The sequence below is a fragment of the Rhizobium sp. No.120 genome (assembly GCF_054558365.1).
Genome location: NZ_BAAJNQ010000012.1, coordinates 123,540 through 144,292 on the forward strand (window position 1 = coordinate 123,540; position 20,753 = coordinate 144,292).

Sequence of the window (20,753 nt, forward strand, 5' to 3'; positions counted from 1 at the left end):
TCTGGTAAAATGACATTTCATTTAACGACCCTCGGTAGCTGCGCCCTTTACGATGAGAAGGGCGATCGCGTGAATGTGCCAAAACAGGCGCTGCTCATGCTTGCCTATCTCTACGATTGTCGGCAATCGATACCACGCAAGGAGTTGGCAGCATTTCTGTGGTCAAGCAATCTTCAGGCAGCCGGCGTCAACTTGAGATCGACCCTGCTGCGTTTGGCGACTGCGACGTCCGAATCCCCCAAGCCGCTGATCAGCGGCGTCGCTGCGAACATCGCTTTGAATTTCGACGCGCTGCGCTGCGATCTGGATACTATCGAAAATACATCGGGCGTTGCCAAGCTTGGCGCCCTTAGCGATGCGGTTGCCAAGAATTTTCTACCCATTTACGGCAGCGGCTCTACAGCCGTGGCCGTCTGGGTACGCGACGTGCGCGCACGGCTTGCAGGAGAGCTGCGAACCGAATTCTTCAAGGCGCTAAATGAACCCTCGTCGCCCCGATATCGCGGTGAATTGAAGCGTGCAGCCGCGCTTCTGTTGGACCGGGATCACTCCGATGATGAGGTCAGGATAGCGCTTGGTGAGAAAATCACCTCTTACATTCAGGTGATCGGCGAAACGAAAGATCCGACTTCAAGCCACCCGGTTGAAGACACGATTCCGCTCTCCGCCGACAGCAGAGTGCCCCGTATCGCCCTGCTTCCTCCCGAGACGCTGGAGGCAGCAGAGCGAGCCGGCTCGGTTGCCAACGCGGTCATTGAAGACCTCACGATCAGCCTTTGCGTCGATCGAAGCGTCTCCGTGGTCGCTCCCTACACGGCCGAGCAGATCCGGTCTTCCAACGACAAGGCGGGGCTTCTCAGGCAACATAATGTGGTCTACGCGCTCGATACGAAGAGGACTGGCGACAGTCTTTTTGCGCAGCTGATTTTCATGCCGCGCGACGAAATTGTCTGGGCAACGCGCGTTCAATTGGATAGCGCGGCCATAACGGAGCATCGCAACGAGATCGCCACTGCGATACAGCACTCCATCATCGAACGTGTAGGCGCCTTCCACCACATAGTTTCTGATTTCAGCTGCAAGCCTCAGGCCTATTTTGCCTATCTTGAGGGCGTGCAATGCCTGTCCCGTCTGGGCCTTCAGAATGTCCGCCGCGCGCGTAAGCATTTCAGGGAAGCTCTTGAGCACGAGCGCGGTTTCGCGGCGGCACTTGCGGGCATCGCCAGAACCTTGACGATGGAATGGGTTCTGACGGCCCGAGGCGATGGCGATCTGTTGAATCAGGCGGAAAAGATGGCGGCGGACGCAATCCGCGACGACAGTCGGTTTGCCGGCGGTTTCAAGGAAATTGGCGTCGCTCGGCTCTATCGCGGAAATATCGACGGCAGCCTCGAGGCGCTGTCGAATGCCGAGGAGCTTAGCCCGCATTATGCGGACGTGATCTGCAGTCATGCCGACAGTCTTACCCATGGCGCCAATCCGAAAGCGGCATTGGAGAAGGTTGTCACCGCCCTTGATCTTAATCCGCTTGCGCCGGACTACTATTATTGGACCGCCGCAGGAGCCAGCTATCTTCTTGGGGAATATACAGGAGCACTAACCTATCTGGACAGGATGAGGGACCCAGGACCGGCAAGCAGGCTGGCTGCGGCAAGTTGGGCGATGTTGGGTGACCTTGCCAAGGCGAAGACGTATCGACAGCGCACCTTGCGCGACAACCCGAATTTCGATCTCAACGCATGGCTTGCCATGGTCCCACTCAAAGAGAAATGGCAGACAGAGCGTTACAGGGAAGGTCTATTGAAGGCCGGTTTTTGAAAGGATGAGATTATGGCAGGCGCAGTTCTGATTGGCATCGATGGTGAAGACGGTCTTTGGCTGGCAGATCTCCAGCAGGGGACCGTCGTTCGCTACACGCAGCCGCTGAAGGGCGAATTGGCGACGGCGGAAGCCTGGCGAGCGAAAGGGATCAGAGTGCAGAAAGATGTCGATTTTGCTGTAGCATTGACGTCGGCTGACGGCGTGGCATCAGGCCTCCTTGAAGGTTAATGCTCGGTGATCGGTGTCAAACAGCTTTAGAGCTTGCCCTCCGGATGAAACCCTTTCGAGGGTTTCGCCCTGCCTGGGACGATTCGGCATAACCCGTGTTGGCCGCCAGACCGAACTCGACCGAATAGGTATTCCGGTCTGGTGTGCCTACGCCCCGAATTCCCGGGCAATCGTCATCGCTCAGGGCAAAGGTCTGGACGACATTTCCGCGAAAACATCCGCTGTCATGGAAGCGATCGAGCGTTCGGTGGCCACCCAGCCTTACTGTTCAACGCTTATGGCAACTCAAGACGATCTTACCTCGAGCGGCCATGCAACGAATTGTTTAAATGGTCTGCTGGCGGTTGGTGCTCAGCCAATAGAGGCTGGCGAACAGACTAGATGGTCTCAGGCACTCGATTTGGTGAAGAATGCCGCGATATTCCTACCTTTCGATGCCATTCATCTTGACCGAACCCAGGTCAGTCCGCGCTTTTGGATATCGTCGGATGGGTTGGCATCCGGCAACACTTGGCACGAGGCGGTCCTACACGGGTTGCTGGAACGGATAGAGCGGGATGCCTGCGTCCTCTGGAACGTTGTCGGGCCGGCGCGCCGATATGCGCGCCGGATAGATCCATGCAGCATCGAAGATGACGATATCAGCGAGATGCTGGAGAAGATTTTCTCTGCTGATTTCGATCTCGCCCTTTTCGATGTGACGAGCGATCTGGCCGTTGCCTCCGTCGTCGCGTTGCTGCGGCCGAAAGGCGATGACGGTTCGCTCAGATATGTCGACTTGACCATGGGGGCAGGTGCATCCTTGTCCCCCTATGTGGCCGCAGCCCGGGCAATTTCCGAGGCCGTGCAGTCACGGATGACCTTCATCGCCGGTGCCAGAGATGATCTTGTGCCGGAATTGTTCTCACGCCGCGCTGATCCAGCCCACCTGCTGTCGTTCCGGGCGCGATATACGACGAACATCGACGAACTGCCATCGATGCCTATCGGGTCCGCGCAAGATGGGCTCGGCCATCTTGTCGAGGCTCTGTCGGAACGCGGTATCGACCAGCTTTATGCAATCGAGCTCGCACCTGAATGGCTGCCGGTATCGGTCGCAAAGGTTTTCGCGCCGCAACTCGAGCATCCGGATGGAGGACGCCGAATTCGCTTTGGCAGCCGTGCACTATCGAAGGGCTTCCTATGAAAGTGATCTTTGTAGGCCCGAGCCTGCCCGATGCTGAAGCGTTCGCCGACGATACGATGGTCATAAGGCCACCGGCGTGTCAGGGCGACGTCGTTAGAGCTCTTGAGGATGGCGCGGTTGCCATCGGCCTCATCGACGGTCAGTTCGAGTTCGTCGCGCCGGTCTGGCACAAGGAGCTGCTCTTTGCTCTGTCCCGAGGCGTTCCCGTGTTCGGGGCCGCCAGCATGGGAGCGCTCCGCGCGGTGGAGTGCCAGGCTTACGGCATGGTCGGCATCGGCCGGATCTTTAATGATTATGCTTCCGGACGTCGGGTGGAGGATGCGGACGTCGCTCTCCTTCATGGCCCGGCGGAGCTAGGTTATCCGGCCTTGTCAGTGCCGCTGGTCAATATTGATGCGACGATCGAAGCCGCAATTGACCAAGGCGTTATCGGTGGAGAAGTCGCTCTGCGGCTCTCCCAGGCAGCCCGGCGTCTATTTTTCAAGGACCGGACCTGGAGGCGTGTTGCCGAAACCAGCGGCATAGCCATAGAGCAAGTGAGGACTCTCGTCGCCGCTGCCTGGACTAACCAGAAGCGCCGGGATGCCATGGAGCTGATGCGCGCAATTGCCGGGACGCCATCATCGACTGTTATGGCAGACTGGTCTTTCAATGCAACTCCGCTATGGCGCAAACTCTACCCGCAATTTTGCCGCATATTGCAGATTGCTTAATACAGGCATTGCGTGTGCAACGCTTTTGCAACGCACTTCCTCAATCGGAATATGTCAATCTCATTTCAGGAAATCATTTTATTGGGGGCTGAAAAGTGATTGATTTAGAGGGTCATGAGCGTCATTGCGAGATCTTGGCGCTTGTCAAAATGATGCAGTATGCCGGTCAGATCGCCAGCGGGCTCGATACACCGCAGGCCGTGTTCTTGATAAAGGCAGCACAAGAGGCTCTTCTTTCCGTCTTGAAAACCGAAAGCGCGGTGCTCTCAAATGCACATTTGAGCGGGCTTATCAGTGACACCCATGGTCACTGCTAGCAGGCTCTCCTCCTGAAAACCTGATGCCGGCTTGGCGATTGGAAACTTCAAGAGGTCTGGTTTGCTTGGAAGAATACTAAGGTCGTGTTGACAAAGTTACATCAGGCGCTTGTGGTCTCCGATGACGGAGATATGCTCAGGGAATGATGACTTCTCCTTGTCCTGTCTACCTTTTCAGAAGCGCAGGTTTCGCCCCATCCGGCGATACAGTGGTCAGCGTTGCGCCGCTGGATTGCGTTGTCGCAGTTTACGGTAACGGAGGTGTCATTGGCGAAGGTGGCCTGTCTTCGGCCTTTGGCGGGGCGGCAGTCTTCAAGAACGATGCGTCCGGAGATTGCTTCGTCGGCGTATGGGGAGCACGCAACGCCTCACGTTTCCGCAAGGAGCTTCGTGCTCATATGCAGATTGCGGTTCACAAGGAAGCGCCAGACGCGCGGCTTTCTTTCTGGGGAGCGGAGAAAGAGCGCCCTAAGCCTGTGCGCAAATGAAGGGCAACCAGAATTTGGCTGAGGCCAACGCCAGGAAGCCAGCAAACGACATCCTCGTCTTGTCATAGCGCGTAGCGATGCGCCTGAACTGCTTCAGCTTATTGAACATGCGCTCGATGCGGTTCCGGTCTTTGTATGCAACGTAATCGCAAGGAGGTGGGCGCTTCCGCGTCGAGCGCGATGGCATAACAGGACGAGTGCCATGCAGCAGGAGTTCTTCGCGGATTGCATCCGCATCATATCCCTTGTCCGCCAGCATTTTGCATGGCCTGCTGAGGGGAATAGCAAGACGTTGTGGAACCGCCTTGTAATTTGATGCACCGCCGGTCAGGATAAAGCCGAGAGGGCGTCCCTGACCGTCTGCTCGGGTGTGGATTTTTGTCGTAAAGCCGCCGCGTGATCGACCAAAAAGCTTCCTTATCAGTCCCCCTTTTTCGCCAGCAGCCTGCGAATGACCCCGAACGGTCGTGCGTCGATCATATGCTGCCAGTCGTCGGTTAAGCCAAGCTCCACAAGGATCTCAAGCAGAGCGTCCCAGACGCCTTGCTCAGACCACCGTCGGAAACGGACATAGACAGAGTTCTATTTGCCGTAGCGTTCGTGCATGTCGCGCCACGGGCAGCCAAGGCGCAGGATATGCAGCATTCCGTGTAAAACGCGCCGATTATCGTGAGCGGGCCGCGACTTGCGTCGCCGTTCTCCGGGTAGGAACGGCTCAATGACACGCCATTCCTCGTCGTTCAAATCGCCTCGCGCCAATACTGCCTCCTAAAAAGCAATCTTGAATCACGCTTCAGCCGATTGGCGTATCCACCCTCGTCAACACGACCTAACGTGCCAGAGCGGCTGCCGCTTTTCATTTCAAAGGTGTCGCTTCCAGGGGAAGTAGAGAGTGGCGGGTAGAGTTGCGTTACACTTCAGATCGACTTTGAAGTTGTATATACAAATAAAAATTGGATATTTTGCTCTATTTGTGAATAGATATACATGTAGTTTCGTAATAATAATCAATTTCGATATTTATCCTCGGGCGACGATAAATGAAGGACTGAAGCTACATGGCTCTTCCGTCGAAAAAATTGCCTCGAACATTTCTGATGGCGGTGTTGACGTCCCTTCGAAAGGCGTTCTTCAGCATTGCGATTACGAGTGCCGTGATCAGCGTGCTGGCATTGACGGGTTCCTTTTTTATGCTTCAGGTTTACGACCGGGTCATTCCCGGTCACAGCCTTTCGACACTGATCGGTATTGCGATCATCGCTGCAACCCTTTTCGTCTTCCACGGCGCTCTTGAGCTGTTGCGTTCCATGCTCCTGGCGCACGTGGGCGTGGCGCTGGATGAGCGGATGAACAGTAAGGTCTTTGCCTCGTTGGTGCTTCAACCACAACTAATGCCGGCGACAGGCGATGGAATGCAGTCGGTTCGCGATCTGGACAGAGTTCGGTCTTTTCTCTCCGGTACCGGGCCGATTGCCCTGTTCGACTTGCCATGGATACCGCTTTATCTCGGATTGTGCTTTCTTTTCCACTTCTGGATCGGGCTGACCGCGACCTGCGGCGCCATCGTTCTCATCGTTCTGACCGTTCTTGCCGAGATCTTGTCGCAACGTCCGGCAGCCGAGGCGGCCAAACAGTCGGCCGCGCGCCTTGCCTTTGCTGAAGGAGCACGACGAAACTGGGAGGCGGTTGTCGCAATGGGTTTCGTCGGTCGGATGGCGGAGCGATGGGCTGATCTGAACAGCGCCTATCTCGAAAATCAACTTGCCGCCGCCAACGTAACTGGAATCCTGACGACCACCTCCCGCATCCTTCGCATGATGCTTCAGTCTGCCGTGCTTGCGGTCGGCGCAATCCTCGTCATCCGGCAGGAAGCGACGGGTGGCATCATGATCGCAAGCTCGATCCTGGTCAGCCGGGCGCTCGCACCGGTGGAGCTTGCTATCGGCCAATGGAAGGCATTCGTTGCTGCCCGGCAAAGCTGGTTGCGCCTTGTCAAACTGCTTGAAATCCTGCCCGCCGGAGAGTGGAACATCAGCCTGCCCGCACCCAGATCAAAATTGACGGTGGACGGTCTGAGCCTCGCCTCTCCGGGAAGTCGTGAACTCATCCTTCGTAACATCTCGTTTGACATATCGGCCGGGACCATATTGGGGGTCATTGGTCCCAGCGCCTCGGGAAAGTCGTCCCTTGCCCGTGCAGTCACCGGTCTCTGGCCGACGACGATCGGCTCGGTACGCCTTGATCACGCCGCTCTCGCGCAATGGGACCCCTCGGAGCTCGGGCGCCACATCGGCTATCTTCCGCAAGATGTCAGTCTCTTCGATGGTTCGATTGCCGAGAACATCGCCCGCTTTGAAAAGCAGCCTTCATCGCAATTGGTCGTCGCCGCTGCAAAATCTGCCGGTGTCTATGACATGATCGTGGAGCTGCCGCAGGGCTTCGATACGGTGATCGGGGAGGGCGGCTCCCGGCTTTCTGCGGGGCAGCGGCAGCGTATCGCGCTTGCACGAGCGCTCTACGGCGATCCGTTTTTGGTAGTGCTGGATGAACCCAATTCCAATCTCGATGCGGAAGGCGATGCGGCTCTGACCCAAGCTCTCCTTAGCGTCGGTGCGCGGGGTGGCATCGCAATGGTCATCGCTCACCGGCCGAGCGCTTTGGTGGCGGCTGACATGTTGATGGTCATCGCGGCAGGACGGCTGCAGGCATTTGGACCTAAGGACGTGGTCCTCGGGAAGCCGGTGAGGCAACCGGTCAAACAGAGTGCGGTCCGCCTGATGGTCGCCGGCGAGGACGCCGGATCATGAGTGCAGAACGGCCGTCGCCCAGCGAACGTTCGATACGCCGACTTTCCGTTGTGGCGTTGGGGATGATCGTTCTGCTTGTCGGCGTGATCGGTGGCCTTGCTGCAACTACGGAGATATCGGGTGCGGTCATTGCCCCCGGAACGCTTGCGGTCGATAGCTATGTAAAATCAGTTCAGCATCTCAAAGGGGGAGTTGTCGGCGAGATTCAGGTCAAGAACGGTGATCGTGTCGATGCTGGCCAACTTTTGATTCATCTCGACGATACGCAAACGAACGCCAATCTCGCCATCATACGAAAACGATTGGATGAACTGTCCGCGAGAACTGCGCGGCTGGTAGCGGAACGCGACGGCGCGCCAGCGATCGCCTTTCCGGCGGAACTCCTTTCGCGGACAGATGAAGATGAAGTCTCGCGAACGATTGCCGGCGAGACCCGCCTATTCGAAGATCGATTGGCGTCCAGACAAAGCCGCAAATCACAGCTGAGGGAACGTATCCAGCAACTGAGCCAGGAGGTGGACGGTCTGGTTGCGCAAGAGAATGGAAAGCGCAGGGAGATCGATTTGATCGCCAAGGAGCTTTCCAGCCTTCAAAGGTTGTTCGACAACGGCATCATCCCCGCGGCGAAGGTCTACGCGCTGCAGCGCGAAAGTGCCAATCTGACCGGAGAACTCGGTAATCTCGTTTCGAGCATCGCACAGGCCAAAGGCAAGATGACCGAGACAGAGCTGCAAATCACACAGGTTGACGACGATCACAGCGCCGAGGTGTCGGAGCAACTGCGTCAGGCGCAGAGCGACACCGGGCAATTTATGGAGCGGTTGGTCGCAGCAGAGGATGATTTGGAAAGGATCGATATCAGAGCTCCGCAAGCCGGCATTATCGATCATCTGAGCGTACATGCGGCAGGTGCCGTGATATCGCCCGGAGAGACTATTATGCAGATCGTACCGGATCGGGATGCGCTTGTCGCCGAACTTAAACTTTCACCGCAAGATATCGACCAGGTGATCGTCGGGCAGCCGGTCATGCTAAGGTTTTCAGCGTTCAATCAGCGGGACACGCCTCAACTGAAAGCGCAAATCACCAATATCTCGGCCGAGCTGACGACCGACCAGCATTCCGGTGCAACTTATTACGTCCTTCGTGCCCGCGTATCGAAGGAAGAGTGGGGTCGGCTCGGAAAGCTCACTCCGGTCTCCGGCATGCCCGTCGAGGCCTTCTTGCAGACCGGCGAAAGAACAGTATTGGCCTATTTGACAAAGCCGATGGCAGATCAGATGGCTCGCGCTTTTCGCGAGGAATAGCGCCTCGCCGCTATATCGCTGCCGTCAATTCGCCGGAGCTCGGAAAAAGCTAGTCTGCAGGATCAATAGGATAGGGAGAAGGCTTGATTTGACCCTTGATTTTAGGGGGATTCGAGCACAAGCTAAAATTCCATTTAAGCTTGGAGGGGCCGAGATGGTAAAGCTAGTTCCCATAACAACAGCGAATTTAATCGACCATCAAATCGGCTCGGACGATATATTGATAGCGCCGGATTCGACGAACATCCTTTATGGGGATGCCGGAGGAAGTCTGTTGGACCACTCCATGGGCGGCGACGATAATTTGACCATACATGGCTCGGGCAGCTTTTACGGTGATGCCGTCAAAAATATCGCTGATCACGCGATCGGTGGCGACGATTTTTTGTTTGTCCAAATAACCGGATCAAGCAGTACTACGACCAATTTGTATGGGGACGCCGGAGGAAGCCTCTCTGACAGCGCGAAAGGCGGCAACGACGTTTTCAGCGTAGCTCCAAGTCCAACCAACATCACAGTCGCCATGTATGGTGACGCCGGAAAGGATATGGCAGGGCACGCAGCGGGGGGCGACGATACGTTTCAGCTGTCTGCGTTTCAGAACACTTTCACGATCTATGGCGACGCTGGCGGCAATATGAAGGATCATGCCGTCGGCGGCAACGACACAGTCACAGACGGTAGCTCCGAGAACTTCGTCACATTCTTTGGCGATGCGGGCAAGAACATGTCAGGCCATGCGCATGGCGGCAATGACGTTCTCAATACGGGCCTTGAAGACAGCGTGACTTTTTACGGCGATGCCGGCGGCGATCTCCGTGATCATGCCATTGGCGGCAACGATACCATGAACGTTGCTTCCGTCGGGGCTGTCCTGGCTTATGGGGACGCCAACAGCATGTCGGGCAACGCCCATGGTGGTAACGACAGCCTGATCGTCAGGGCGCAACAAAACGCAAATGATATGATCGTGGGTGATGCGCAAACAATGTCGGGCAATGCGCGTGGTGGCGACGACGTGCTGAACGTCGATGCTGTTCGCCACACGGAAGGGTCCATTACATTGATTGGCGACGCCCAAATGATGTCTGGTAATTCCCACGGCGGCAACGATACCTTGATCAGCGGCAACGGCAACGACGACATGTGGGGTGATGCGCAGGTAATGATCGGCCATGCCCAGGGTGGAAATGACACGTTTGTATTCAAGCCCAATAACGGCAATGACAAAATCGAGGATTTTGGCCAGGGCGCTTGCGGCCCAGGATCGAATTGGGGAGTTGATCACATCGACGTTTCGGCAATGGGCATCAAGGACTTCAGCCAGCTCAATATTATCTCGGCGTTCGATCCAATTACGCACGACACCACGATTGCATTCGGTACGGGTGGCGTGGTCGTGCACAGTCAGCATTCGCTGACGGCACATGACTTTCTGTTCGCATAAGCAGCGGAGTTGAGGCCCTATTACTGATGAATCGAGAGGGCAGTTTCAATTTGATGACGGTGCCATCGGACAGCGGGATCTAATATCCCCTGTGGTGTCGCGTAGTTACATTTCGTTGGCGTTAGATGTTTGCGGCCCACGCAATGGCGAAAGCCGGGTCGGGCCAATTTGTCGCGGAGGTGGAAATGTCTACGATCGATCTTACCCAATATCAGCTGACGTTTGACGACGAGTTCAACACTCGCAGCATTTCGCAGACCGGCAACGGCACGACTTGGGCCGATATCCGTCCGCAATGGCGCTATGACGCCAATTCCGATATCGGCTTTGGTCATTCTTCATTCGTTGACCCTTCGTCAGGTTACGATCCTTTCGAAGTGAACAACGGTGTATTGACGATTACGGCCGTGCCCGACCATACCGCATCCGGCTTCCCCGGCAGCTGGGAGTCCGGCCTGATCACGACGCAAGGGCATTTTTCGCAAACATATGGCTACTTCGAGATGCGGGCTGATTTCTCGAACCTTCCGGGAGCGTGGGCCGCGTTCTGGCTACTGCCGGACAATATGATAGCCGATCCAAATAACGCCGGGCACTGGCAGGAACTTGATGTCGTCGAAAATTATGGAAGTTTCGAGAAGGGCATATATAGCGGCATTCATACAACCGATGCCGCACCAAATCTTAACTGGCAACAAAATTTGCAGGTCTATAGCGAGCTTGCTCAGCCAACCGGTTTTCACACATATGGATTGGATTGGAATGCCGATACCATAGGTTTCTACGTCGATGGTCAGCTTATAGGAACCAAGGCCACGCCGAGTGATATGCATGGGCCAATGTATCTCTTGGCCGATCTGGCTACGCAGGGCGATCCCAATAACAATGCGGATATTGCCGGAGCGCCGATTTCAGAGCAGATCGATTATATCCGCGTGTATTCTCATCTTCCCGCCACCACCCCGACGCCTCCGGTAACCGTTCCTCCGCCAGCGAACGACGGAACCACGATCGGTACCGGAGCCGACAAACTCGTCTTGTCGATCAGCGAGGATGCCTATCTTGGCGACGCCCAGTACAGAGTTACCGTCGACGGAATACAAATCGGTGATATACAGACGGCGCATTCTCCTCACGGCTCTGGCCAGTCGGATCGCTTGGTGGTGCAGGGTGATTGGGGTAAAGGTGCCCATGATGTGAGCGTGACGTTCCTGAACGACGCGTGGGGTGGGACACCCACCACCGACCGAAATCTGTATTTGGATGGTGCCACCTACAACGGCACGGATGTCCCCGGTGCGCAACATGCTTTGATGGGTGTCAGTGCATTCCATTTCAATGTGTATTCTGACCTTCCCGCTACCACTCCGACGCCTCCGGTAACTGTTCCTCCGCCAACGAACGACGGAACCACGATCGGTACCGGAGCCGACAGACTCGTCTTGTCGATCAGCGAGGATGCCTATCTTGGCGACGCCCAGTACAGGGTTACCGTCGACGGAATACAAATTGGTGATATACAGACGGCGCATTCTCCTCACGGCTCTGGCCAGTCGGATCGCTTGGTGGTGCAGGGTGATTGGGGTAAAGGTGCCCATGACGCCAGTGTGACGTTCCTGAACGACGCTTGGGACGGGACCCCTACCACCGACCGAAATCTGTATTTGGATAGTGCTACCTACAACGGCACGGATGTCTCCGGTGCGCAACATGCTTTGATGGGCGTCAGCGCATTCCATTTCAACTTCTTCGATGTGTGAAGCCGGCGATGATCATTAGTGTTGCGTTCAGATCATTGGCGACATGCAGTGCTGCGTGGCGTCTGCCCAGGCTGCGCGGAAAGTTGCCGTCAAATGACAGCTTGGGACGGAGAGCGCTTGGCGCCCTCTTTTTGCCCGCTTCGCAACCGAGAGAATGGACGTCAGATAGTTGGCGATGATGGCTTCGCTGAAGCCTCTATTGAATCCATCAAACGTGCGGAGATTCCTTGATTGTTTCAAAAGTGGTGCCGCTCCTCAGTATGATGGCTCTCGTTCCCGTGCTCGCTTCTATCGGTTTTGCAGCGCAAGACGTCGTCGCGCTTCGACAATCGGACATGAAGACCATGGCCGCGGCCGCGAAGACCATGGCGGAGATGTTCCGCGACCCCGGCAGCTATTCGTCGATAGAATTCGAGAAGGCTGCCGCTGTGATCAGCGCCAGGTCCGGTACGGTGCTGGCCGGTCATTTCACCCAAGGATTGGACGATCCGAGTTCGAAGGCCAACTCCGAGATCGGCGCCGAACGCGAGCGCTTCGGCGGTTTGGCGGACGATCTGGGCGATTATGCGCGGGGGCTGGAGGCAGCCGCTGTCGAGCATCCCGGAGCGATGACAGAGAGCATGCGGATGAAGCCCGGGGAGGCGATGGGCGGCGGCCCGTTCGGGACTCACGTCCAAAGCAAGGCGCGATTGTCATCCACTCCCGCCGAGCATATCTTTCACTTGATGATGCAGACCTGCACGACTTGCCACGCAAGGTTCAGGATGAACCACGAAGCTATCGGTCGCGACAGGTGGTAGCTGCAACCTTCCTGGACCTCCGATCGGCAACCCATCGCCGCATCAATTAACTGCCAGTATCGAGCTAAGTGCACGCTATCATATTGAAATTATTGGCCCGATGTTAAATGCAAGCCACATTGGGAAACAGGCGTCCTCGAAGAAATTTTCGGATTTGTCGAGAAGAATGTGATGCCGTGCGAAGCTGCAGAAGGCTTCCAAATTGGCGCTAGTCTAATATAGCGGATTGGAAACTCCTTACGCTGTGTAAGATTGATCTTGAATGCCTTGCTGGAAGGGGCGTTCGTTGCCGAAAAACCCTAAGCTTTAATACCGGCAAGAGCAAACAAATGGCGATGAAAGGCCAAGTTGGCTTCGTAAGCTGCGGAAAGGCGGGTCAAATCGAGACGAAGGACAATGCTGATAGGACTGATCGAAAAATCCCATATATTTTTAGGGGCATTAATCCTGTTTCAATAAAGCTGGGCTAACTTTTTCTCATGATTGGGCAGGGCATGATGCGCCTGTTGTCGGGCGGCGCCTCGACGGCTCACGGACTGCTTTTCTTTTAGAAGTTTCACCTGAAGAGCTCCAGAAATATGGGTTTCGGCGAAGCGGGTTAGCGTTACGGCACCCCGAACGTAGGTGAGCAATTATGATTTTTTCTCTTCGCAATATACTTGTTGGAATTTTCCTTTTTCTCAGCATCGCTCTATGCGTGCTAACGGGATCTTCGACGCTTGATGCCTATCGCGATGCAGGCAAGTATGCCGACGTCTCGAAGTTCACCATCCTGGACCGCGCGCTCTTCCAAACACTTGCGAACTTCCGCAACGAGCGAGGTGACGGCTCGTCGCTCGCCAAGCTTGAGCTTGGTGCGCAAGATGCAACGCTTACCCTGTTGAAAACGGACAGGGGCATCGTCGACAAATATATGGCTGACGCAAAATCGGTTTTTGCAAACATCGACGATCAAACGCTCAAAGCCCCGATTGCCGACGTCATGAACGCCTATGATCGGGTGGTCGCATTCCGCTCAAAGCTCGACAGCGAAGTCACCAAGAAGCTCGCTGATCGCGACCCGACATTGCAGGCCACGACGCTGGACCTCGGTCAGCAGTTTCTGACCGCATTGGAGACAGGTTCGACCGCCATTGAAAGCCGGATTCGCGTGAGCGATCCTTCAATGACGGCCCTCATTCAGATCCGCGCATTGACATGGTACACGCGCGCAACGGCTGGTGCTGCAAATTTGTTGTACGTCAACACACTCGCCTCTGGGGAGGCGATGAAGCCTGAGGACGTCAGCAAGATCCAACAATTCGATTACGCAGCGAACTTCATCTGGGGGCAGATTGGCACTTTGGTCAATCATCCGTCGACACCACAGGTCGTCAAAGACGCCTATAAAATCAGCAGTACGACCTTTTTCAGCGGTGACTTTGCAGCAAAACACAATGCATTGCTTGCGAAGTTCGCAGCCGGTGAGAAGAAAGCCATGTCGCTCGACGACTGGCGCCCGGTCGGCAATGCCGCCCTTCTGACGATCACGAACACCGCCGCGGCAGCAGCAGATGGCATGGTCGCCAATGCAGCCATCAGCCAGAGTAATGCATTCGTCCGCTTCATCGCCTACGGGCTCACTTTCCTCATTGCCGTCGCTCTGAGCATTACGGGCATCTGCGTCATCATCTTTCGTGTCACCAAGCCCGTCGGGGTGCTCACTCATTCCATGACCGAACTCGCTGAAGGCAACCTCTCAGTCTCAATTGGTGGCGTCGAACGGCGCGATGAGATCGGCGCCATGGCACGTTCGGTACAGATTTTCCAACAGGCAGCCTTGCGCAACAAGGCGCTTGAAGCCGAAGCCGCTGAGGCACGCATTACATCGGAGAATGAACGCGCCGAAGTCCAGCGCCGCGCCGAAGCAGATGCAGAACAGAAGCTGCTGCAGGCAACGGGCTCGCTTGCGACAGGGCTTCGTCATTTGGCATCCGGCGACCTGCGGTGCGAGATCGAAACGCCGCTCGCTGCGCAGTTCGAAGCTTTGCGTCACGACTTCAATTCATCGGTCAGCCAGCTGCGCGCTGCCATGTCCCAGGTCGGCCAAGCCGCGTCACTGGTAAACAGCGGCAGTTACGAGATTTCGCAGGCTTCCGATAATCTTTCCAAGCGCACGGAGCAGCAGGCCGCCTCGCTGGAAGAAACTGCAGCCGCGCTCGAGGAAGTAACCGCCAATGTTCAGTCGACCTCCAAACGGGCTGGCGATGCACGTGATTTGGTACGTGGTGCCCGATCGCGGGCAGAAAACTCTAGCCAGGTCGTCAGCAATGCCGTCAGCGCCATGGGCAGAATTGAGCATTCGTCCAAGCAAATCAGCCAGATCATCAGCGTGATCGATGAGATCGCCTTCCAGACCAACCTGCTTGCGCTTAACGCCGGCGTCGAGGCGGCGCGTGCGGGCGACGCCGGCAAAGGCTTTGCCGTCGTCGCCCAGGAAGTCCGGGAGTTGGCCCAGCGTTCGGCCCATGCCGCCAAAGAGATCAAGGCCCTGATCGGCAATTCTGAAGTCGCAGTCAGCGAGGGCGTGAAACTCGTCAACGACACCGGTGAGGGCCTTGCAGCTATCGCTGACCTGGTCCTGCAGATCAATCAGCACATGGATGCGATTGCCACCGCCGCTCAGGAGCAGTCCATGGGCCTTTCCGAGATCAACAGCGCCGTCAATCATATGGACCAGGCGACACAGCAGAATGCCGCCATGGTCGAAGAGATGAATGCAGCTGGCGCTGGTTTGGCAGAGGAAAGCAAACGTCTCGGAGAGCTCCTGAGCGCATTCCGCACAGGCGAGGCCGAGCGCATGGAGCAGCAGCCGAGGCCTATGGCCCGGCATGCCTCAGCCCCGACAACTGGCCGGCTTGCCGCGCGCCCTGCTGCCGTTACGCAAGGGAACGCTGCACTTAAGCATCTCCAGCAGGAGTGGTCGGAGTTCTGATTGGCCTGATTTGAAGACAGACGCCACAACTCTATCGCGCGTCAAGAAGCTAAGATTTGCCCCGGACATTTTGTCCGGGGCATTTTCGTTTGGCCAATTCAGCTGCACCGGGACGCAGATTTGAGCTTGATGCCCATTGCGGTAAGCCCCGAGAATGGAAGCACTGTCGCCAACGATACCCGTGACGGGTCATGGATGACTTCGTGCGTAGTTGAGACCGTATAGTCGCAGGGTTCTGGTCGGGCATCCGCTGATGCGTTGCGCGCCTGAAGACGTTCCCGTCATAACGATATTCTTGATGCAGCAGAATCTTCAAAGTCGCGATGAGGGCCTTGTTGTAAAGTCCCGGCGGATGGTCGAAGCCCGTCGTCCGACGTTAGCGCCATTTCCGGAGCAGAGTGATAGCTGCAACAGGCGGCAAAACTACCCGCATCGCCGGAACCGTCAGCTGTTCGAAAGGTTTAAGCAGCACTGCCTTTGCGGAGTTTGAATGCGATGCTCATAAGATATTGCGTTGTGCGAGATGCTTCCTGGTCTTGGTCCGTTATCGACGTCACTACGGGCCAGGTTGCAATCTACTATAACGTCGCTCTTAGCGGGCTCAGCCAACGTCTCGCAGAAGATATGGCAAAATTGCTGAACCTGGAGCATCACGCTACCGACGCCGGTATTCCTTTAGCTCCGAGATCGCGCAGGACCTAGGCAAAATACCTCGGCATCCATTCAGTGTCCGAGTTTGCCAGTCGCCGCCATCCCGAGTTCGAAGAGCTTTCTCTCGTCATGAACGCCTTGCTGATACAGCTTGATGACAAAGGCTGCGATGTCTTCAGCCTTCTCGTGTTCGCGGTCGATGCCCAATTCGGACAGAATGGAATCAAATGCGCGTTGGCAGATGCCGAGCGCTTGAGAATCCAGCGATATATCTCTCGTACGAGAGTATCTGAAGACCACCCCTCGCAATCTCCCTGAACATAGAAAACGGGAATCGTTTAGAAGCTAAATCTTTCCCTTCAAATTTCAATAAGTCGTTCAGAGACACTTCGCCGAGAGGCGACGATCAATAGCGCTACTCACCAGTTTTTGAAATTCTCGGAGCGGGGTCAGTCATCTGACCAAAAGTAACATAAATCGCTAATGCGAACCCCAGCATCAACGCTGTGGAAGCGAATATCAGCCGATAAGTACTCTCCGAAGGTAGCCCGACGTTGGCAATGGCCCCGAAGACAAAGGAAGACGCCGACACCCCTAGAAAGACGAGCATGTTAAGCGCGCCCAGACCGACGCCGCGCAAGCCTGTGGGCAAGAATACCTGAGCCTCCGTCATCACGATCGGATGAATATTTCCGATCGCGTAGAGCACTGCCAGTCCCGCGCAGGCGGTTGCGAGTGCATAGCCTGGAAATGCGCTCAGAAAGAGCGCGCATACAACTCCGGCGGTTAAAGCTGCGATCACGATTGTGCGGCCGGTAAGTCTAGTAAGGAGAGCGGGCAGGGCGAAAGACGTCGTTATCCCGAAGACGCTAACTGCGGTGAGCACCGCCCCTACGTTGGTACCGGTTCCGAATAGCTCGCTGAGATAGGGGCTGGCCCAAGCGTTACGAAATGTACCGCCCAGCGAAAGGGTAAAGGAAATCGGCAGGAGGTAGAGCAGAGATGTCGGCTTCCATTGGCCGCCATCTTCCCCACTTGTCGTTTCAGCCGATGCCTTGGCACGTAGAACGAAACCGATCGCCAGCGCGCTAGCGAACATCAGTAGAGCTGCCGACCAGCATGCCGAGCGCCATCCAATCCGTTCACTGAACCAGGACAAAGGTGACGCTGAAAGAAGCGCTCCAACTGATCCTATAGAACTCACGATCGTGGCAAAGCGCCCTGCGCGCTCCGGAGGCTCCGACGCGCCGAGGAAGTAGACCACCCCCATGAAGATCGGCGCGCACCCGACACCGATCAGAATCTGACCGAAGGCTGCCCACCAGAATGTCGTTGAACTTGCGACCATCGCCGAACCGCCCGCTCCTGCGGTCATCATCAAGCACATTGGCTAACGAATGCCCCAACGGTCGAATGCCAGGCCAACCGGAATCTGCAGGAGTGAGAAAGACGCAAAAAAGGCCGAGGCAAGATAGCCGAACTCTACCGGATCGAGCTTAAGCTCTTGAGAAAGCTGAGGGCCGACGATTCCGAAATAACTTCGAAAATACATGCTTGCTATGAAAGCCGCACACAGGCTCGGCAGGGTCGCTCGCATCTCCTCTTCTCCATAAAAGCGGATACTACGCTTCGTCTCGAACGCTTTAGCAAAGCTATGGGTCCCTGCCGTATGACCTTTCGATGAGGATTATGCGCATGAGTGCCGTCGCCGCGGACACCCACGCCTTGATGTGTCTTTCACGCGCGAAGGGCCCTGATGGATGAAAAGCGAGTTCTTTGGCTCGACGATCGCCGGACGCATCGATCATGAACGCGACCGAGGAGCTGCTCCAACAACGAAGTCTTCTTCTTCATCCCGCTGACGACCACCGAGAGCTGCGGCCGCAGACGCGATAAATGCGCCGACCAGCAATGAAAGCGAGCCGATCAGAGCGGTTGTCGCAGCTGTCTTTCTGGCTTTATCAGCCGCCTCCTTCGCTGCTGCCTTTGCATCGTCGATCTGCTTGAGAACCGAATCGACGCGGTTGCGGGCATCCGGTTCGGAAAGGCCGGTGCGTGCTGAAATGACGGTCGCAACATAGGACTTGTCCGCGTCCGAAATCTGCCCCGTGGCCGCGCCTTGCAGGAGAATGGCGGTGATCTCCCTTACCGCCGCCGCCCGGTCGTCGGATTGGGCGCGGTCCGCCGCTTTTGCGGGTCTGAGCAGTGCATCCGTGAAATAGGCCATGGAGTCCTGATTGCCCGCCGAGACTGAAGATGCCGCAGCACTCGTAGCCGTCTGCGCCACCTGCGCCGTGGCATTGATTGCCGTTCCTGTCAGAGAGGTCAATGAAGAGGCGAGAAATCCCGCGACGAATACGGTCGCGAGTGCCCAGCTCAGAAAGCCATGCGCGGTGTCACGAAAAAAGACCTCATCGGAGTGGACTTCGACCCATTTGGTACGCAGTCGGCCCGTCAGATAGCCGCCGATGGCTGACGACAGCCATTGAACGACGATCAGCCAGATGGCGGCAGTGATGCCGATGGCCGCCGCGGAGCTGCTTTGACCAGACCAGGGAGACACCATCGTCAGGCCGACGCCTGAGCCGAGCAGTAAAAGAATAAGGGCAGTGCCAGTCGCTGCCAGAGAGCCACCTATGATCGGCCCCCAGACGATCGCGGGCTTAGAGGATTCGATAGGAGCAGCTCCAGCGGGAGCATCTTCGATAGAGGACATGGAACCCTCCTACCGTGTGAAGAGAACGAGAAGAATGACGATCGGCAGCGGAATACCGAGAAGCCAGAGCAGAATACCTCGACCCATTTTGAAATCCTCCAGGATGAATTTACAGGATTGCAACCGCGCTGGAGAGATTTTGTTCCCCGATTGGTCGATGGGTTAGGTGCAGGATGCGCTAATTTTGTTTGAGGTTTGCTTAACAGTTTCTGGATAGAGAAGATCGGCTTCTAAGAAGCAGTGGAGACCGCTCTTCACCTTTAAGTTGCCGGATCGAGCCCCGGATATTGGCTATATGACGCCGTACCGTCCAACTTCCCGATTGAGTCTGTGGTAGTTCTTAGCCAGCGGAGATGGGCGACTGGAGGGTCTTATAATACGGCCTGAGGTCCAGGCCATAACGGTCGCTTAGGCGGCCGTCAGCAGGATGACCGCGCGCGCTGAGGATTGTTGCACTCTTCACCTGCGATCCTATTCTTCGGCTACCGCCACCAAAGTTTCTTGCTCTGGAGCCAGCAGCGGATGACCTGGATGAGTTCTTCGTTGCGCTCCAACGGCAGCCAATGCCCGCAGGGTATATTCGCCACGGTAAGGTCTCGGCAGGCTGCACGCATCGGATCGCCCTGACGATTTCCGTTGATGCTGCAGATCTGATCGAAGTCGCCGTTGACGAACAGCACCGGCTGCGACAGTCGGCCCTCATTAAGCGCCTCGCGAGCGTAGGCAGTGTTGGCGTCACCGTTCAGATACAATGCGCAGGTAGGGCGGAAGCCGCGAAGCTTGAACGCGTGCACTAGCTCTTCGAAGTCCACCGGCGGCCACAGTGCCGGGTCAGGCTGAGTAGGCGGGGCTCGGTGTGCGGCGCCAAAGCGCCCACCGTTGCGCGTGACTTTCGCGGATGGCGAAACCGCGCCGACGGCGGCAGGGATGCCTGATCGAAAGATCGATGCCAACGATGCTTCCGCGTCCGCGTCGAGGTCAGCCACCGCCGACTCGAAATGCGTCGTGTAGTAGCGGTAGTAGTCCCATTGACCGTCCGGATACCGATCAGCGGGGTAAATCGTTCGGTCGACCAGCGGGACGAGCGTGGACAGGGCGTTCCCATCGGGAAAATACGCCCACGAGATCAGTACAACGCCACGGCAGCGCTTCGGCTCATGCGCGGCCAACGCACCGGCTACGATGCTGCCCCAGTCGTGGCCAACCCAGATTGCAGCCTCGCGGCCAAGGTGGTCATGGAGCTCCGCTATGTCCGCCACGATTTCCTCGATGGTATAGGCATCGTTGGCTGCAGGTGCGAAAGAGCTGCCAAAGCCGCGAAGATCAGGCGCGATGCAGCGCCACCCGTCGGCGGCAAACGCGTTCATCTGGGCGCGCCACATCAGACCTATGCTCGGCCAGCCGTGGAGGAAGATCATCAGCGGTCCGTCGGCCGGCCCGCATTCGATGTAATGCGTTGTCTGACGGGGCGTGCTGAAAGTGCGTGAAACCAGCGTTGATGAGGGCATTGGGATGCTCGATCAGGATCGGACCTTCGA

At 56.5% G+C, this 20,753-nt stretch carries 17 protein-coding genes and 1 pseudogene; 12 read left to right on the forward strand and 6 right to left on the reverse strand.

Features of this window, described 5'->3' with window-relative positions:
• The first annotated feature begins 9 nt into the window (after positions 1 to 9).
• The 6 genes from ACYJRZ_RS25655 (at position 10) to ACYJRZ_RS25680 (ending at position 4,753) form a co-directional block, all read left to right on the forward strand.
• Positions 10 to 1,818 carry a hypothetical protein gene (locus ACYJRZ_RS25655; protein ID WP_459463657.1) on the forward strand — a complete coding sequence of 603 codons (1,809 nt, stop codon included), beginning with the start codon at positions 10 to 12 and terminating at the stop codon, positions 1,816 to 1,818.
• Between the two features lie 12 nt (positions 1,819 to 1,830).
• Positions 1,831 to 2,049, forward strand: coding sequence for a hypothetical protein (locus ACYJRZ_RS25660; RefSeq protein WP_459463658.1), 219 nt, complete (start codon positions 1,831 to 1,833; stop codon positions 2,047 to 2,049).
• 13 nt (positions 2,050 to 2,062) lie between these two features.
• On the forward strand, positions 2,063 to 3,235 hold the full coding sequence (locus ACYJRZ_RS25665; protein ID WP_459463659.1) for a YcaO-like family protein: 1,173 nt from the start codon (positions 2,063 to 2,065) through the stop codon (positions 3,233 to 3,235).
• Complete coding sequence (locus ACYJRZ_RS25670; protein WP_459463660.1) at positions 3,232 to 3,948, forward strand: TfuA-like protein; 717 nt, start codon at positions 3,232 to 3,234, stop codon at positions 3,946 to 3,948. The genes ACYJRZ_RS25665 and ACYJRZ_RS25670 overlap by 4 nt, the downstream gene beginning before the upstream one ends.
• Positions 3,949 to 4,043: 95 nt before the next feature.
• Complete coding sequence (locus ACYJRZ_RS25675; RefSeq protein ID WP_459463661.1) at positions 4,044 to 4,265, forward strand: hypothetical protein; 222 nt, start codon at positions 4,044 to 4,046, stop codon at positions 4,263 to 4,265.
• A 143-nt stretch (positions 4,266 to 4,408) separates the two neighbouring features.
• Positions 4,409 to 4,753, forward strand: coding sequence for a hypothetical protein (locus tag ACYJRZ_RS25680; RefSeq protein ID WP_459463662.1), 345 nt, complete (start codon positions 4,409 to 4,411; stop codon positions 4,751 to 4,753).
• On the opposite strand, the pseudogene ACYJRZ_RS25685 reads toward ACYJRZ_RS25680, so the two are convergent.
• A pseudogene (locus ACYJRZ_RS25685) lies at positions 4,734 to 5,512 on the reverse strand (IS5 family transposase). The gene ACYJRZ_RS25680 and the pseudogene ACYJRZ_RS25685 overlap by 20 nt on opposite strands.
• 299 nt (positions 5,513 to 5,811) lie before the next feature.
• Between ACYJRZ_RS25685 and ACYJRZ_RS25690 the strand changes: the two are divergent.
• The 6 genes from ACYJRZ_RS25690 to ACYJRZ_RS25715 all read left to right on the forward strand — a co-directional run bounded on the left by ACYJRZ_RS25690 (position 5,812) and on the right by ACYJRZ_RS25715 (position 15,848).
• A complete protein-coding gene (locus ACYJRZ_RS25690) occupies positions 5,812 to 7,560 on the forward strand; it encodes a type I secretion system permease/ATPase (protein WP_459463663.1) in 1,749 nt (582 codons plus the stop codon).
• The gene (locus ACYJRZ_RS25695) at positions 7,557 to 8,867 is read left to right on the forward strand and encodes an HlyD family type I secretion periplasmic adaptor subunit (protein ID WP_459463664.1); all 1,311 of its coding nucleotides are present in this window, start codon (positions 7,557 to 7,559) and stop codon (positions 8,865 to 8,867) included. Before ACYJRZ_RS25690 ends, ACYJRZ_RS25695 begins: the two co-directional genes overlap by 4 nt.
• 154 nt (positions 8,868 to 9,021) lie before the next feature.
• Positions 9,022 to 10,314 carry an autotransporter outer membrane beta-barrel domain-containing protein gene (locus tag ACYJRZ_RS25700; protein ID WP_459463665.1) on the forward strand — a complete coding sequence of 431 codons (1,293 nt, stop codon included), beginning with the start codon at positions 9,022 to 9,024 and terminating at the stop codon, positions 10,312 to 10,314.
• A gap of 185 nt (positions 10,315 to 10,499) precedes the next feature.
• Positions 10,500 to 12,074 (forward strand): carbohydrate-binding domain-containing protein, encoded by a 1,575-nt coding sequence (locus ACYJRZ_RS25705; RefSeq protein ID WP_459463666.1) that lies wholly within the window; start codon positions 10,500 to 10,502, stop codon positions 12,072 to 12,074.
• Between the two features lie 263 nt (positions 12,075 to 12,337).
• Positions 12,338 to 12,874: a cytochrome c gene (locus tag ACYJRZ_RS25710; protein ID WP_459463713.1), complete on the forward strand. Its 537-nt coding sequence runs from the start codon at positions 12,338 to 12,340 to the stop codon at positions 12,872 to 12,874.
• Positions 12,875 to 13,508: 634 nt separating this feature from the next.
• A complete protein-coding gene (locus ACYJRZ_RS25715) occupies positions 13,509 to 15,848 on the forward strand; it encodes a methyl-accepting chemotaxis protein (RefSeq protein ID WP_459463667.1) in 2,340 nt (779 codons plus the stop codon).
• A gap of 723 nt (positions 15,849 to 16,571) precedes the next feature.
• Here ACYJRZ_RS25715 and ACYJRZ_RS25720 read toward each other — a convergent pair.
• The 5 genes from ACYJRZ_RS25720 to ACYJRZ_RS25740 all read right to left on the reverse strand — a co-directional run bounded on the left by ACYJRZ_RS25720 (position 16,572) and on the right by ACYJRZ_RS25740 (position 20,723).
• Positions 16,572 to 16,799 carry a hypothetical protein gene (locus ACYJRZ_RS25720; protein WP_459463668.1) on the reverse strand — a complete coding sequence of 76 codons (228 nt, stop codon included), beginning with the start codon at positions 16,797 to 16,799 and terminating at the stop codon, positions 16,572 to 16,574.
• 115 nt (positions 16,800 to 16,914) lie between these two features.
• Positions 16,915 to 17,877: an MFS transporter gene (locus ACYJRZ_RS25725; protein ID WP_459463714.1), complete on the reverse strand. Its 963-nt coding sequence runs from the start codon at positions 17,875 to 17,877 to the stop codon at positions 16,915 to 16,917.
• Positions 17,878 to 17,889: 12 nt separating this feature from the next.
• Positions 17,890 to 18,096, reverse strand: coding sequence for a hypothetical protein (locus ACYJRZ_RS25730; protein ID WP_459463669.1), 207 nt, complete (start codon positions 18,094 to 18,096; stop codon positions 17,890 to 17,892).
• Between the two features lie 207 nt (positions 18,097 to 18,303).
• Positions 18,304 to 19,215 (reverse strand): hypothetical protein, encoded by a 912-nt coding sequence (locus tag ACYJRZ_RS25735; RefSeq protein WP_459463670.1) that lies wholly within the window; start codon positions 19,213 to 19,215, stop codon positions 18,304 to 18,306.
• Positions 19,216 to 19,697: 482 nt separating this feature from the next.
• Complete coding sequence (locus ACYJRZ_RS25740; protein WP_459463671.1) at positions 19,698 to 20,723, reverse strand: alpha/beta fold hydrolase; 1,026 nt, start codon at positions 20,721 to 20,723, stop codon at positions 19,698 to 19,700.
• Positions 20,724 to 20,753 lie beyond the last annotated feature (30 nt).